Origin of the sequence: Psychrobacter sp. 1Y10 (genome assembly GCF_052259005.1) — a bacterium.
In the GTDB taxonomy this organism is placed as follows: domain Bacteria; phylum Pseudomonadota; class Gammaproteobacteria; order Pseudomonadales; family Moraxellaceae; genus Psychrobacter; species Psychrobacter saeujeotis.
Map to the genome: position 1 here is coordinate 526,102 of NZ_JBQQES010000002.1, position 14,817 is coordinate 540,918.

The following is a 14,817-nucleotide window of genomic DNA, read 5'->3' on the forward strand; positions in this document are numbered from 1 at the left end:
TGACGAATTTGAGGATAGATAGATGCGTTCATTGACTGCGATGTACAAGCGTATAGGGCTGGTACCGCTCATTATTATTGGTTTGATATTAGGGGTATTAATTGGTTGGCTGGCACCAAGTGTCGGTATTGCTTTGGGATTATTGGGAACGCTATTTGTCGGTGCGCTAAAAGCTGTGGCACCGATTTTGGTATTCGTCTTGGTCATGGCAGCAATTAGCCAACATCGTAGCGGTAACGAAGTCTATGTCAAACCTGTGCTTATCATGTATATTTTCGGCACTTTTCTGGCAGCACTAACTGCCGTAGGAGCGAGCTTCTTATTTCCGACTGAGTTGGTTCTCGTGAATGCAGATATTGAGCAGGTACCGCCAGCTAACCTCAAAGAGGTATTGACGAACCTACTCATGAATCTAGTCGCAAACCCTATCAGTGCGATTGCTGAAGCCAACTATATCGGTATCTTGGCATGGGCAATTATTATTGGCTTTGCGCTGCGTCAAGCCAGCGACACTGCTCGTACCATCGTTGGCGATTTTGCTGATGCCATCTCACAGGTCGTAAAGTGGGTCATCGCCCTAGCGCCTTTTGGTATCTTAGGTTTGGTTGCCAATACGGTCGCTGAGACCGGCTTTGCCTCTTTAGTAGGTTATGCTCGTATCCTAATGGTACTAGTCGGTTGTATGCTATTTATTGCGTTGATTGCCAATCCTCTTATTGTGCTTATCAAGACTGGCAAAAACCCTTATCCGCTCGTATTCACTTGTCTACGCGAATCAGGAATCACGGCATTTTTTACCCGTAGTTCGGCGGCCAATATTCCCGTCAACATGAACCTTGCAGGCAAACTGGGACTGCACGAAGATACATATTCAGTCACCATTCCACTAGGTGCGACCATTAATATGGCAGGCGCGGCGATTACGATCAACGTCTTAACACTTGCAGCAGCGCATACTTTAGGTATCGAAGTAAGCTTTGCTTCAGCCCTTTTATTGAGTTTGGTTGCCACAGTCAGTGCTTGCGGTGCCTCTGGGGTCGCTGGTGGTTCGCTACTGCTAATTCCATTGGCGGCCAGTTTGTTTAGCATTCCAAATGACATTGCCATGCAAGTGGTTGCAATCGGCTTTATCATTGGTGTCATTCAAGACTCAGCAGAAACAGCACTAAACTCTTCAACGGATGTTTTATTTACCGCTGCTGCTGATCCTAGGTATTCACGTTAATTTATGCACATTTATTATTACCGCTAACACTAATATGACAAAAGGGCTTCTAAAAGCCCTTTTTTTTGGTCTGTTACTTACGATTGACGTAGCTATTTTAGCTGCTCAATATCTACTTCAATGATCGGCGCTTGCCTGTCTATCTGGCGCTTAAGCTGACGTAATTGCTCGACCTCATCTAATAGCTCAAGTATTAAACCAATCGCTGGTACACTGGCGTCAAAGTCGCGACTGAGACGTGAGGCACGGCGTACAGTTGTTAGCTGGTAACCCGTAAACTGCTCACGCTCCGGTACGTCATATTCGATGATGTTTTCTTCTATCAACTTGATGACCCATTGACGCTCTTGACCACAGGCAGTCACTAGCTCATCTAAACTCATAATAATATCGGTAAATTCAGGCGAGTGTTTCATAATTATTATCCTCGTTTGCTCTTTATGTCGTCGTTATCGTATTCATCTTTGCGCTTTATGACCTATAGCTTGTCACATTGATTGGCAGCTATAAATAACGACTTTTAACGATTAATAGCGGTATCGGCAAAAGCGTGTTTTAGTTGCTCATAAGCTTTAGTGGCAGCCTCGCTACTGATATCAGGATTAACGATGTTTAAGGTTAAGTATAAATCGCCCGCTTGTTTAGCAGGGATACCTTTACCTTTTAGACGCAAGTTACTACCTGATTTGCTGTTTTTAGGAATCGTGACACCAAGCGTACCTGCTGGCGTACTGACGTTTATTTTATCTCCTAATGCTGCTTCCCAAGGCGCAATATTGACCGTCTGATAGACATCTGCGCCTTCGATACGGATATTAGATGTGTGGCTGATTTTAACCTTTAAAAACAAATCGCCGTTTTTGCCGCCGCTCATGCCAGCCGCGCCTTGTCCCGCTAGGCGTATTTGCTTGCCATCTGTGATGCCTTTAGGAATCTTAATTTTGAGCGTTTTATTCTCATAACCTACGCTACCATTAGGCTGACGAACCGGCACATTTAACTTAATACTGTAGTCATCACCGCTATATACCGAGGCTAAATCCACCGTAATCTCTGCATGTTGGTCTTGACCCTTGTTATCTTGTGCGCCAAAACCGCCGCCAAATTGATCAAAGCCACTACTTTGCGTGCGACTGCCTGCCTGTCCACCAGCAGAGCCACGTGCCCCGCGACCAAATGCTGAAAATATATCGTCGAAGCGAAATCCGCCACCACCAAAAGCTTCACCATCGCCAAACTGATCTTTGATATCTTCCCAGCGAAAGCCGCCTTGCCCGCCGCTAGCCGATTGACCACCAAAACCGCCGAAACCTCCAGCACCGCCTTGACCAGCGAATGGATTGTCTAACATAGCGTCATATTCGCTACGTTTGTCTTTATCCCTAAGCGTCTCATAGGCGTTATTGATTTCAGCAATTTTATTATCAGCATCTGGATCATCACTCACATCGGGATGAAATTGACGTACAAGCTTACGGTATTTTTTTTTGATATCAGCGTCTGAGGCGTCTTTTTTGACCCCTAAAATATCATAGTAGTTTTTTTCTGCCATGTGGTAGTTCCTTAAAACAAAAGCATGTTGATGATATTGGTATGCCAATTTTAAATAATATGGTATGAAATTTTGATGTAACTTAACGATGATGATAACAATAAAAGAAGCAAAGACCGTTATATAAATATTAAGAGTAATATTGCTATTAATATTTTCACTATAAAAATAAACATTTATGAACTGGACAAATTGTGAACTCGAGCGTTTTTTACAGTACAGTAAGGACTAAGAAAGCTTTTTAATGTAAAATACTCATATTATTCATACTCATAGGGAATATGAATAACATAGGCAAAAGTATCTGTCTATTTTATAAACTGCATATAGGTATTAAATGTCTTATTTGATCAAGTCTTTGATAGTCACGTTATCACTACTACTGACTACTACCGCATTTGCTGGTAATACCAGTTATTATGGTAGTAAGTTCCATGGCAAACGTACCGCTAGTGGTAGTATTTTTAATATGAATGCGATGACTGCCGCTCATAAAACGTTACCATTTGGTACAAAAGTAGAAGTGACTAATAAAAAGACGAAGCAAAGCGTCATAGTAAAAATTACGGACAGAGGACCTTTTACTCCGGGACGAATCCTTGATTTATCTAAAGGCGCTGCTGGTAAAATAAACTGTCAACTTTGTACCACCACTATGAAGATCTTATCTTATGGTGATGGTAAATACCGTAGACAATGATGTAGTAAAAAGGGAGAGCCGGCGCTCTCCCTTTTTTATGGCGACTACTATTTTATAGCTACTATAATGATTATTATAAGCGAACAACCATTTGCTAAATCGTTAAAGCCACCTAGTCAAATTTTGCTTCCATTTCCTCTAATGTCGTCATTGATAGCAGCAACTTCTCTTCGTTATCGCTATGCTGCTGCTGTAGCGCACTTTGCTCATCTAACAATTGTAACAAGTCTGACTTTCGGCTCTCTTCATAAAGATCGGTATCAGCCAGCTTTTCTTCCAACGTTATTAGTTGCTTATCCATCTTAGCTAAAGCCTTTTCTGTGTCTTCGATGTCACGGCGAATAGGCGCTGTTAGCTTACGTTGTTCAGCCGCCAGCTTACGCTGCTCATCTTTACTAAGAGCAGGTTGAGCAGTTTTATCTTTTATTGGTGCAGTAGATGTTTCACTATTTACTAAGCCAGTATCTGTTTCACGTGAAACAAACTTCTTACTCTCTTTTTTACTTTTCTTTTTGCCAGTATTCTTATCTGGCGCATTCTCTTGTTTACGTTTTTCTGCTAGCCACTTACCATAATCACTGATATCGCCATTGAACTCATCAATTTGGCCATCGTGCACCAAATATAACTCATCACAGACATTCGCAATCAGCTCACGATCATGCGAGACCAACACCACTGCCCCCTGAAACCCTTGCAACGCGATGGTCAACGCTTGACGCATTTGTAAGTCTAAATGGTTGGTCGGCTCATCGAGGACAAGAACGTTTGGGCGCTGCCAGACAATCAAAGCCAGCGTCAAGCGCGCACGCTCCCCGCCAGAGAAAAGCTTACTTGGGGTGTCAATACGATCCCCGCGAAAGTCGAAGCTACCAAGGAACGAGCGCAGCTCAGCGTCAGAGGTTTTGCCTGCTAGACGGCGCAACATTTGTAGAGGGGTGGCCGCTGCATCCAATGCATCCATCTGATGCTGGTTAAAGTAGCCAAGCTTTAATGTATCTGAGACACGGTAGCTGCCTGTCAAAATACCCAACTCGCCCACCAATGCCTTAATTAGCGTTGATTTACCCGCACCATTCATACCGAGCAGGCCTAGACGAGTATCAGGCGTTACTTGTACGCTTGCGTTATACAAAAGCGGCGTATCGCTATAGCCAATATCAGCCTGCGTCATCTCAATCAGCGGTGAGCTCATATTAGCAGGCTCATAAAAACGGAACGAGAATGGGTTGTCCGCCATCATCGGTGATAGCTCTGCCATACGCTCAAGCTGCTTGATACGGCTCTGTGCTTGCTTGGCTTTACTGGCTTTGGCACGGAAGCGGCGAATAAAATCATCCAAATGAGCTTTGGTAGCTTCCTGCTTCTCAAACGCTTGCTGCTGCTGCGCCATACGCTCATGACGGGTACGAATAAACTGTTGATAATTACCCGTATAAAGAGTGATTTTTTGTTGTTCAACATGCAAAATATGACCGACGGTCGCATCTAGAAATGCTTGATCATGTGAGATGACAATAACTAGGCCAGTAAAGGCATTGATCCAAGTTTCAAGCCATAAAATAGCATCCAAGTCCAAATGGTTGGTCGGCTCATCGAGTAGCATTAAATCTGCACGGCTCATCAGAGTCTTGGCAAGGTTTAAGCGCATACGCCACCCACCCGAAAACCCTTCTACTGGCAGCTCATGCTGACTTGTCTTAAAGCCCAGTCCTGCCATGATTTGCGCCGCTTTGGTCGGCGTACGATAGCCATCGATTTCATCGAACTGCTGATGCAACACGCCAATCTGCTCATCACTGACGGCGCTTAAGTCATTCAAAGCAGCATTAATCTCATACCACTGCTCGTCACCGCTCAAGACATAATCAATCGCTGTCTGCGTACTGGCACCGACTTCTTGCGCCATATGGGCAACCTGCCAGCTATCAGGAATACTCACCTCACCCCTATCAAGGGTAACCTCGGTATCGCCTGCGCCCATTTGCGTGAGTAACAAGGCAAACAAGGTAGATTTGCCAGTGCCGTTGTTGCCCGTCAAGCCTACTTTATGGCCCGGGTGGAGCTGGAAGCTTGCGCCTGCAAACAACTCACGACCATCACGGCGAACACCAACGTCTTTAAATTCGATCATAGGACTTCTTCATCTCAACAGTAATATAAAATATAAAGCAGCAATAAAAACACACTTAGGGCGTGCTAATTGGTGGCTATTATTTCAAACGCCTAGCCGATAGGCAAACGATTAAATAACTATTTCAAATTCAAACAAATTTATGCTAAAAAGCTTATAGAACGACATAACGCTTTTAATCGTATGCACAGGTTTTAGTATTCTTAGTGTCGTATCAATCTCATAATGATCAAAGCGTCAGTACAGTATTGGGAGTAGTTTCAATAATGACTACTTATCTTTGGGTCATTAAGTCAAGATATCCAGCATGACTCTTGACAAATCCAACGCTACCCCCAGTATGATATAATGCAATAAGGCAGATGCCAGCAACCACCAAAGTGCTGTGATTATACAAATATAATATTTATAATACGCCAATAGTTTTGCCATAATGACAGCACTCAATCAAATCAAACGCCGTGTGTATCTTTTTTTGCAAGCTTTTAGTGGCAAACCCAAACAGGACGACAACAGCATTTGATCCTAGCAACTGAGGTAGATATGAACGAATCAGCCAACCAATTTAGCCCAAGCTCAAGCCAGCCTGTAGATCCCACTATCTTAAGTCTAACGGATAGTGCCGCCCAAAAAGTACGTCGCCTACGTGAAGAGGAAGGTGACAGCAACTTGATGTTACGTGTCTATGTGACTGGTGGCGGCTGTTCTGGGTTTTCTTATGGTTTTAACTTTGCCAATGATCTAAACGAAGACGATGCTAACTTTGATAATGGCGATGTTACATTGGTTGTCGATTCGATGAGCTATCAGTACCTACAAGGCTCTACTGTGGACTATACTGAAGGCCTAGAAGGCGCACGCTTTATCGTGACAAATCCGAACGCGACCACGACTTGTGGTTGCGGTTCATCATTCTCTATCTAAATGGCTTCTTCTATATCGACAGCCAATTTAGCTATTGTTTAAATTATTTTTTCAAGCACCTATCTTATTGTTGGGTGCTTTTTAGTCTCAGACTTTATCTTAAGCATATAAGTACGCTGGAGTCGGCTGAAGCCTCTGAGAAAGTAATGCACATTTAATGAGAAAATACAGATAAAAAACAACTATTGAGTTTGGGTTTTTGCTATTATTTTTAACCTATTTTTTCGTCGGTATCCAGTCAGTTGGCCTTGGGTAAAGCTTATTGTATTTGTAATTGTCCGTGGTTTTCATAGCGGCTTTGAGCTAAACTGACGGAATTCTTCATCCTAATATTTACCTCTTTTATGGTCAAACGTCAGTTGCGTTTTGATCTGCCATAATAAATAACAATAGATGACTATTATGAGTAATTTTGCAAGCAGCTTTGTTAATTTTGACATCCCAAATTGGTTTGACACTCAGCATTTAGCGGGTATGCTCCGCGGTATCGAAAAAGAAGGTTTGCGCGTTAAGCCAGATGGTTTTTTGGCGCAAACACCGCACCCAACCAAACTTGGCTCAAAACTCACCCATCCGTTTATTACGACGGATTACTCAGAAAGTCTGCTTGAGCTCATCACTGATCCCAAGACCTCTCCTAAAGAGACGTTAAATATGCTGCGTCAGCTGCATGTGTTGGTCTATCAAGGTATCCCTGAAGGCGAGCTGATGTGGCCGCTATCCATGCCATGCATGCTGTCGTCTAAAGATGAAGATATTCCGCTGGCTGATTATGGTAGCTCTAATACCGGTAAGCTTAAAACTTTATACCGCAGTGGCCTTGGTATTCGTTATGGTCGCCGTATGCAGGCTATTGCAGGCTTACATTATAACTTATCTTTCGGTGATAATTTATTTGAAGCTTGGCAAGCTAAAATACCAACAGCACAAAGTCAAACGTTGACAGAGTTTAAGAATGAAAAATATCTGGGCCTTATCCGTAACTTTAAGCGCTTGACCAGTTTGGTACTATATCTACTGGGCGCCAGCCCAAGCGTTTGTCCTTGTTTTGTGGCCGGACGTGAACATGACTTAGAGCTGCTAAATGAGTCAACTTATTATAGACCTGCTGCCACCAGCCTACGTATGGGCAAGCTTGGCTATACCAATAGTGTGCAAGAGCAGCTAGACATCCGCTATAACAACTTGCCTGAGTATATCAAAGGGTTACGCCGTGCTATTCAGACGCCGCATGAGAGTTTCAAGGCGTTGGGTTTAAATGATACTAATGGTAATCCTATTCAGATTAATGATCATATTTTGCAAATAGAAAACGAGTATTATAGCCCCATTCGCCCAAAACAAATTGCCATGAGTGGCGAGACACCAACCGAAGCGCTTGAGCGTCGCGGCATTGCCTACGTTGAGTTCCGCGCCATCGATCTCGACCCCTATAGTGATATTGGTATTCGTCTTTCTAGCGCCTGTTTCTTAGAAGTGATGGCGCTGTACTGTCTGTTAAGCGACTCCCCTGATCTGCTCCCTGACGAAGAAGAAGCACTGGCCATTAATCTTGAGCGCGTGGTAAATGAAGGCCGTCGTGAAGGCTTGCACATTATCAATGATGGTGAAGAGCAATTGCTTGAGAGCTGGATGCTGGTACATTTAGAACGTATGCAGCCACTGGCAGCATTGCTCGATGCACATTATGGCGGTAATGATTACCGTGCAGCTGTGGCGTTGATGCAAGGAAAGGCAGGGCATCCTGAGTCGACCATTTCTGCACAAGTAAACTCCGATAGCAAAAGACTTGGCAGTCTATGGCAGCTTGGTTTTACCTTGGCACAGCAGCATCGTGATTCATTGTTACAGCAGACGCTTAGTCCAAACACCCAAGCCAAATATGAGGTGCTGGCAGAAAAATCTATTTTGCAGCAAGCAGAAGTTGAAACAGCTGAGACTGAAAGTTTTATAGACTTTTTGCAGCAGTATCGTTAGTAAATTATTGACCACTATTAATACATCCTACTGATAAATAAACCATTTTATAAGAGTATGTCGCTCATGCAAAAACTGACCAATTATCGCAGTTTACAAGTATTTTTGGTCTTTATGACTGTGATTGGTATGAGTTACGCGTTGTTTTTTTTACAGCGTTATATGGGGTTATCTCCTTGTCCACTTTGTATCTTTCAACGTATTGGCTTAATGGTCATGGGCGCTTTTGCATTAGTAGCCGCTTTGTTTCACCCAAAGTCGATTGCGATACGCTTGCTATTATGGCTTGGTAGCTTGGTGGGTATTGGCTGGGCTACAATCGTAGCAGCACGTCATGTTTGGCTACAGCACTTACCCGCTGACCAAGTCCCTTCATGTGGGCCAGGTTTAGATTACTGGCTCGATACTTTGCCTATGCAGCAGGTACTAAAAGAAGTGTTCGCAGGTTCAGGCGAGTGCGCAACTATCGACTGGACATTTATGGGACTTAGTATTCCTGAACAATCATTAATATTTTTTAGTATTCTGTTGTCGGTACATATATTGATATTGTGGCGTATTTTTCGCCCAGTGAAGACACTAGTTTAATAATAGTAACCCGAATATTGTTGTGCTTTTTTCTTGTCTTGTTTTTTATCCTTTCTTGTAACGTATTCATGGTAAAACACTTTAGGCGTTCAACCAAGAATTCATCTCGTTTAACTTTACTTACTCCTAACAAAACATCTACATAAGAGTAATATCGGTTTGTTAAGGTACCTAGCGTTTATCCCTCTTATACAGTCGTCTATCGGTCAACTTTGACTACTTTCAACCTAACTTATCTTAGAAGTGGTATTTAAGGCAGATAAGCGGTCGTTTAATAAGTATTAAAATACAAAAAGAGATACATCTAACTAATTGAAACCAGTGACGTTTTTACAACGTTGCCGTAACTTATTGACGCTACTATTGAGATAAACACTGATAGATATCTAATTTGCTTTTTTATTATAAAATAAACTTTTATTTTCTTTTTTATATGATGAAACAACTTATCCCTACCCCGCTTATGGTGGTCTCCTTAATCAAACGCTTTGGTAGCCTTTTATTGCCACTGCCGCTTTGTATGATTTTGATTGGCTGTGATAGTCAGTCATCTACGACTGCAGCTGCTCACAATGCATCGATAAAACAGTCTTTAACTGATAGTAAAGTCCGCCATGATAATAAGCATAATTCTGTGCAGGTAGATAGTGATAGTGAAAGTGTTGCTGTAGCAGATGATGTAGTAAGCGTTGATGAAGGTGACTCTTTACTAGCAGCAGCCAAACCTGATAGCCCTGACACCAATGTACAGAGTCGTCGTACTCCGATGATTTCAAATGCTAGTATGGATAGTGAGTTACAGGCGACTTTGATTGGTGATTATGTAGGTATTTTGCCATGTTCTTTTTGTTCTGGTATTACAGTAACCCTAAATTTGTTCGCTGATGGTTCAATCACCAAGACAAGCATCTACGAAAACCCAACTACCCCTAAAGTACCTCTTACTGAATATGGTATCTATCGTCAAGACAATGACACTATTACTATTGTTTATGAAAACGATCAAATCGAGAGCTATCGTATTGAAAACAATCATCTTGTTATGTTAAATGATGATGACACTTTGAACACCGATTACACCTTGTCACTCAAATAAGCAGACGTTTATAGGGTTGGATATAACTCTATACGTATCAATATAGACGCAACTTTATTAAAACTGTCTCAACGACTATTTACGCCTACTTGTTGGGCGTTTTTTATTGGTTATCTATTGGTGTTTACTTTACAATAAGCGCTGCTAACATTCATGCACAAGTTAGTAGCCGTTAAATACTAAATCTTTTTTAATTAATTTATTGACTGTTTATTCTTGTCAGTATGATTTCATTTAATTTCTCATCATAGCGTGGACCATCTATGCATATTCATATTCTTGGTATTTGTGGCACTTTTATGGGTTCATTGGCCTTATTGGCGCGAGAGCTTGGACACAAGGTCACAGGTTCAGATGCTAGTGTCTATCCTCCTATGTCGACTCAGCTTCAAAACGCTGGCGTGACTATCCAAGAAGGCTATCTTATAGAGCATTTGCAACCAACGCCTGATTTGGTGGTCATTGGTAATGCAATGAAGCGCGGTATGGATGTCGTTGAGTATGTGCTTGATCAAGGCATGAAATATACTTCAGGCCCGCAGTTCCTCTCTGAGCAAGTATTGCAATCACGGCATGTATTGGCAGTGGCGGGTACGCATGGTAAGACGACCACGACTACTATGCTGGCATGGATATTACACTATGCTGGCATCGATACTGGGTTTTTGATTGGCGGTGTGCCATTAGTAGATACGACAGATGCGCGCCTGCAAAACGTATTTGCGCACAGCAGTTACTTAGGTGCAGATAGCGAGTCCAATAAAGCTGCAAACTCTATCGAAAGTAATAGTACAACATCTGCAACATCTGCAACATCGGGATATTTTGTCATAGAAGCAGATGAATATGATTCTGCGTTTTTTGATAAACGTTCAAAATTCGTCCATTATCGACCTCGGACTGCTATTTTAAATAACCTAGAATTCGACCATGCCGATATTTTTGCTGATTTAAATGCTATCCAGACTCAATTCCATCATATGGTACGTATGATCCCAAGTTCTGGCAAGATTATCATGCCAGCAGCGACCGCCAGTTTAGAAGATACATTGGCTAAAGGTGTATGGACACCAGTCTGGCGCACCGCAGTGACGGACGAGAGGCTTACAAATATTGCAGCAGTAGATAAAAAAAGCACTACGAACGAAGTTAGGGCAAGTGACTGGCAAGCAGCTCTGTTGACAGAAGATGGTAGTCAGTTCAAAGTAAGCTTTAACGCTGATCCATCAGCGAGTGCTACTGTTGATTGGTCGATGAGCGGTATGCATAACGTTAATAATGCGCTAGTTGCAGTAGCCGCAGCTTATGACGTCGGGGTAGATGTGACGACAGCATGTGCCGCTCTATCAGCGTTCGCAGGTATTAAACGTCGAATGGAGTTAATCGGAGATGTTAACGACATTTTGGTATTTGATGACTTTGCTCATCACCCGACAGCGATTACGACCACCTTAGATGGTGCTAAAAAGAAACTCACCAACAGACGGCTATGGGCGATTATTGAACCACGTAGTAATACCATGAAAATGGGTATTCATCAGGACAGCCTGGCCCAATCAGCAGCACTAGCAGATCATACACTTTGGTATGAGCCTGCTGGTCTTGAATGGGGATTACAAGAAGTCATTGATCGAGCAAAACACAACAGCAATCAGCAGGTTATAAACAGTATAGAAGATATTATTAATCATGTTACGACGCATGCACAAGCGGGTGATGCGATTGTCATTATGTCGAATGGAGGCTTTGAAGGTATCCATCAGCGTTTATTGGCTTCATTGTATGAATTAAATGCTCAAACTTAGCCCTTCTTGTTGAGTTGTGACTCATTGCAACTAATTAACAGCATATAGAATTGATTTGTATTTAAATGCGCTATTTTTATGTTTAAAGATAGCGCTTTTTTATACCTTATTATAAGCTCCATTTTCTCTGTTTATTTTTTGAACAAAAGTATGATTCTACTTAGTAACATCCATATCACTGAGATTACTTTTGTAACCTTCCATTTACTAATTTCATCTGCAAGATAGCAAATGGCTATCTTTTCTCACATAGCACCTACACTGGTAACACTTTATGCTTATTTATACTGACATTAAATGTTTACAATGCTGCTATCAACATTAGAAAAGTCTTAAGAAAAATTCATATAAAATTTTACTATTCGTAATACGTTAGGAGAACAATAATGAGCTTTATTTGGATGATCATCGTAGGTCTTGTTGCAGGACTATTGGCACGAGCTATCAAACCTGGCAGTGACCCCATGGGTTGGATTATGACTATCGTATTAGGTATCGTTGGTGCGATGCTAGGTGGCTTTATCGCTGGACTGATTGGTATTGATGCTGATGGCGGCTTTACTGGTCTATTGTTCTCAGTCATCGGTGCTATCATATTGCTATTTTTGTATGAGATGATCGTGAACAAGCGCCGTGTATAACAGGCTTAGATAAAATAGCATAATCTATCAGACACTATAAAAGACTTTACATATGTAAGGTCTTTTTTTATGCAAAATACTATTGCTATTTTTTAGATGCTATTAGTATCTTATGTGACACCTTAGTACATCCTTTTATATGCTCACCCGTTGATTATTATCACTTTTGCCCTTATTTAACTTATAATACATTGCCTATTCAATTCGCTATTATCGAGGTGCTCCGTCATGGCATTACTCCCTATCTTAAGTTATCCTGATCCACGTTTGCGTACTATCGCAAAGCCAGTTAAAGAAGTCGATGATGAGATCAAAACTTTAATCACTGATATGATCGAGACTATGTATGACGCAGAAGGAATCGGTCTAGCCGCGTCACAAGTTGATCAGCATGTTCAACTGATCGTTATGGATTTGTCTGAAAACAAAGACTCACCTATGGTGTTTATCAATCCAAAAGTAACACCGCTAGTAGAAGAAAAACAACCATATGAAGAAGGGTGTCTTTCTGTGCCTGATGTCTATGATAAGGTTGAACGTCCCAATAAAGTACGTATCGAGGCAATAGATGAAAATGGTCAAGTCATTGATAAAGAAGTAGAAGGGTTGTTGGCTGTCTGTATTCAGCACGAGATGGATCATTTAAATGGAGTCATCTTTGTCGATTATTTATCAAGATTAAAGCAGACTCGCGCACGTGACAAAGTCCGTAAAGTACTTAAAGTACGTGAGAAACAGGGCGAGAGACAAGTGAGTAAAGAGACGCAGACAACTAATGCTTAACTTATGACGCTTAGTTTATTGTTTTCTTTGTTATTTGATTCTTTCTAAAGGCTGTTTTCAAAAGCTATCTTTGTTCCTAGAGATTAGCTCTATTTATTGTCTCGTTATTCTATTTACCTTAAAGGCTTCTTCTCATGACCATGATCAAAATTGACCAATATTTTGACCCTACTGGCTGGAAAAAATTTACTAAAGCTGCTGAAGGTCGTGAGACGCCTTTGCTTGTGGTTGATTTGAGTCGGATTAAAACTAAATATGCTGAAATGGCAGATTTGTTCCCGACTGCTAAGATTCATTATGCAATGAAAGCCAGTCCTGCTGTGGAAGTGATCAACTTGCTGGCTGATCTTGGCTCAAACTTCGACTGTGCTTCTATCTATGAGCTTGATCGCGTTCTTGACTGCGGTGTCGATGCGTCCCGTATCTCTTATGGTAATACAATTAAAAAAGCGGCACATGTCAAATATGCTTTTGAAAAAGGTATTGATTTATATGCAACCGACTCAGAAGCTGACTTAAAAAATATCGCCGAACAGGCACCTGGCTCTAAAGTGTTTGTGCGTATCTTGGTACAAGGTTCAGATACCGCTGAATGGCCATTATCGCGCAAGTTCGGTTGCCATCCTAATATGGCGCTTGAACTACTGGTACAGGCACGTGATTTGGGCTTGGTACCTTATGGTATCTCATTCCATGTAGGTAGTCAGCAAAAAGACGTAGCAGCATGGGATGATGCACTTGCCAAGGTCAAATATATGTTTGACTGGATGAAAAATGAAGAAGATATTAAGCTACAAATGATCAATTTGGGTGGTGGTTTTCCAGCCAACTATATCAGTGAAGTCAATCCTGTAAAGGTCTATGCGGAAGAGATTACACGCTATTTAAGCGATGATTATAGTGCTGAGGACATGCCTGAGATTATCCTTGAGCCTGGACGCTCATTGGTTGGAGGTTCAGGGGTCTTAGTCAGTGACGTGGTACTCATCTCGCGTAAGTCGCATACTGATTTAGCCCGCTGGGTGTACACTGATGTCGGCTTGTTTCAAGGTTTGATCGAAACCTTGGGTGAAGCGATAAAATATCCGGTCTATACGCCAAAAATGGAAACATCGACCAGTGAAGGCACAGTCGTACTGGCAGGCCCAACATGTGATTCGACTGATATCATGTATGAAGAAGCAGGTTATCAATTGCCAGAAGAGTTAGAAGTTGGTGATAAAATCTATTGGCTAACGACTGGTGCTTATACCAACTCATACTCGTCTGTTGAGTTTAATGGCTTTCCGCCGTTAGAAGTGGTCTATATTGACTGAGATTTCGTCGGTATTATTGATAGAAAAGGGCGGTACTGTGATGAGCAGTACCGCCCTTTTTTATATAGCTTGTTTA

General features: G+C 41.9%; 13 protein-coding genes. 10 read left to right on the forward strand and 3 right to left on the reverse strand.

The features are described from left to right. Positions 1–22 precede the first annotated feature (22 nt). Entirely contained in the window at positions 23–1,225 is a 1,203-nt protein-coding gene (gene sstT / locus ACTXGH_RS05245; protein ID WP_299218779.1) for a serine/threonine transporter SstT, read from the forward strand. 92 nt (positions 1,226–1,317) lie between these two features. Here sstT and ACTXGH_RS05250 read toward each other — a convergent pair whose 3' ends face one another. Together ACTXGH_RS05250 and ACTXGH_RS05255 are read right to left on the reverse strand one after the other, a co-directional pair. Then, on the reverse strand, positions 1,318–1,641 hold the full coding sequence (locus ACTXGH_RS05250; protein WP_439262546.1) for a chaperone modulator CbpM: 324 nt from the start codon (positions 1,639–1,641) through the stop codon (positions 1,318–1,320). Positions 1,642–1,745: 104 nt separating this feature from the next. Next, the gene (locus ACTXGH_RS05255) at positions 1,746–2,777 is read right to left on the reverse strand and encodes a DnaJ C-terminal domain-containing protein (protein ID WP_439296145.1); all 1,032 of its coding nucleotides are present in this window, start codon (positions 2,775–2,777) and stop codon (positions 1,746–1,748) included. 337 nt (positions 2,778–3,114) lie between these two features. On the opposite strand from ACTXGH_RS05255, the gene ACTXGH_RS05260 reads away from it, so the two are divergent. Then, positions 3,115–3,477 (forward strand): septal ring lytic transglycosylase RlpA family protein, encoded by a 363-nt coding sequence (locus ACTXGH_RS05260; protein ID WP_439262550.1) that lies wholly within the window; start codon positions 3,115–3,117, stop codon positions 3,475–3,477. Positions 3,478–3,589: 112 nt separating this feature from the next. Here the strand turns inward: ACTXGH_RS05260 and ACTXGH_RS05265 are convergent, their stop codons facing one another. Beyond that, positions 3,590–5,611: an ATP-binding cassette domain-containing protein gene (locus ACTXGH_RS05265; protein ID WP_439296146.1), complete on the reverse strand. Its 2,022-nt coding sequence runs from the start codon at positions 5,609–5,611 to the stop codon at positions 3,590–3,592. 543 nt (positions 5,612–6,154) lie between these two features. Here ACTXGH_RS05265 and erpA point away from each other — a divergent pair. The 8 genes from erpA to ACTXGH_RS05305 all read left to right on the forward strand — a co-directional run bounded on the left by erpA (position 6,155) and on the right by ACTXGH_RS05305 (position 14,741). Continuing rightward, positions 6,155–6,535, forward strand: a complete 381-nt coding sequence (erpA, locus tag ACTXGH_RS05270; RefSeq protein WP_299218789.1) for an iron-sulfur cluster insertion protein ErpA — start codon at positions 6,155–6,157, stop codon at positions 6,533–6,535. A 402-nt stretch (positions 6,536–6,937) separates the two neighbouring features. Then, positions 6,938–8,512 (forward strand): glutamate--cysteine ligase, encoded by a 1,575-nt coding sequence (gene gshA, locus ACTXGH_RS05275; protein ID WP_439262554.1) that lies wholly within the window; start codon positions 6,938–6,940, stop codon positions 8,510–8,512. Between the two features lie 66 nt (positions 8,513–8,578). Next, the gene (locus ACTXGH_RS05280) at positions 8,579–9,100 is read left to right on the forward strand and encodes a disulfide bond formation protein B (RefSeq protein WP_439296147.1); all 522 of its coding nucleotides are present in this window, start codon (positions 8,579–8,581) and stop codon (positions 9,098–9,100) included. Between the two features lie 433 nt (positions 9,101–9,533). Next, positions 9,534–10,196 carry a copper resistance protein NlpE gene (locus tag ACTXGH_RS05285; protein WP_439296148.1) on the forward strand — a complete coding sequence of 221 codons (663 nt, stop codon included), beginning with the start codon at positions 9,534–9,536 and terminating at the stop codon, positions 10,194–10,196. A gap of 263 nt (positions 10,197–10,459) precedes the next feature. Further along, on the forward strand, positions 10,460–12,001 hold the full coding sequence (mpl, locus tag ACTXGH_RS05290; RefSeq protein ID WP_439296149.1) for a UDP-N-acetylmuramate:L-alanyl-gamma-D-glutamyl-meso-diaminopimelate ligase: 1,542 nt from the start codon (positions 10,460–10,462) through the stop codon (positions 11,999–12,001). Between the two features lie 386 nt (positions 12,002–12,387). Then, complete coding sequence (locus ACTXGH_RS05295) at positions 12,388–12,642, forward strand: GlsB/YeaQ/YmgE family stress response membrane protein (protein WP_439262561.1); 255 nt, start codon at positions 12,388–12,390, stop codon at positions 12,640–12,642. Positions 12,643–12,870: 228 nt separating this feature from the next. Then, positions 12,871–13,425, forward strand: coding sequence for a peptide deformylase (gene def, locus ACTXGH_RS05300; protein ID WP_439262563.1), 555 nt, complete (start codon positions 12,871–12,873; stop codon positions 13,423–13,425). A gap of 140 nt (positions 13,426–13,565) precedes the next feature. Next, positions 13,566–14,741 carry a type III PLP-dependent enzyme gene (locus ACTXGH_RS05305; protein ID WP_439262628.1) on the forward strand — a complete coding sequence of 392 codons (1,176 nt, stop codon included), beginning with the start codon at positions 13,566–13,568 and terminating at the stop codon, positions 14,739–14,741. The last annotated feature ends 76 nt before the right edge of the window (positions 14,742–14,817 follow it).

Excerpts from the sequence above, each read along its gene's own strand:
- sstT (WP_299218779.1), top strand. The coding sequence starts at position 23 with ATGCGTTCATTGACTGCGATGTACAAGCGTATAGGGCTGGTACCGCTC.
- ACTXGH_RS05250 (WP_439262546.1), bottom strand. The coding sequence starts at position 1,641 with ATGAAACACTCGCCTGAATTTACCGATATTATTATGAGTTTAGATGAG.
- ACTXGH_RS05255 (WP_439296145.1), bottom strand. The coding sequence starts at position 2,777 with ATGGCAGAAAAAAACTACTATGATATTTTAGGGGTCAAAAAAGACGCC.
- ACTXGH_RS05260 (WP_439262550.1), top strand. The coding sequence starts at position 3,115 with ATGTCTTATTTGATCAAGTCTTTGATAGTCACGTTATCACTACTACTG.
- ACTXGH_RS05265 (WP_439296146.1), bottom strand. The coding sequence starts at position 5,611 with ATGATCGAATTTAAAGACGTTGGTGTTCGCCGTGATGGTCGTGAGTTG.
- erpA (WP_299218789.1), top strand. The coding sequence starts at position 6,155 with ATGAACGAATCAGCCAACCAATTTAGCCCAAGCTCAAGCCAGCCTGTA.
- gshA (WP_439262554.1), top strand. The coding sequence starts at position 6,938 with ATGAGTAATTTTGCAAGCAGCTTTGTTAATTTTGACATCCCAAATTGG.
- ACTXGH_RS05280 (WP_439296147.1), top strand. The coding sequence starts at position 8,579 with ATGCAAAAACTGACCAATTATCGCAGTTTACAAGTATTTTTGGTCTTT.
- ACTXGH_RS05285 (WP_439296148.1), top strand. The coding sequence starts at position 9,534 with ATGATGAAACAACTTATCCCTACCCCGCTTATGGTGGTCTCCTTAATC.
- mpl (WP_439296149.1), top strand. The coding sequence starts at position 10,460 with ATGCATATTCATATTCTTGGTATTTGTGGCACTTTTATGGGTTCATTG.
- ACTXGH_RS05295 (WP_439262561.1), top strand. The coding sequence starts at position 12,388 with ATGAGCTTTATTTGGATGATCATCGTAGGTCTTGTTGCAGGACTATTG.
- def (WP_439262563.1), top strand. The coding sequence starts at position 12,871 with ATGGCATTACTCCCTATCTTAAGTTATCCTGATCCACGTTTGCGTACT.
- ACTXGH_RS05305 (WP_439262628.1), top strand. The coding sequence starts at position 13,566 with ATGATCAAAATTGACCAATATTTTGACCCTACTGGCTGGAAAAAATTT.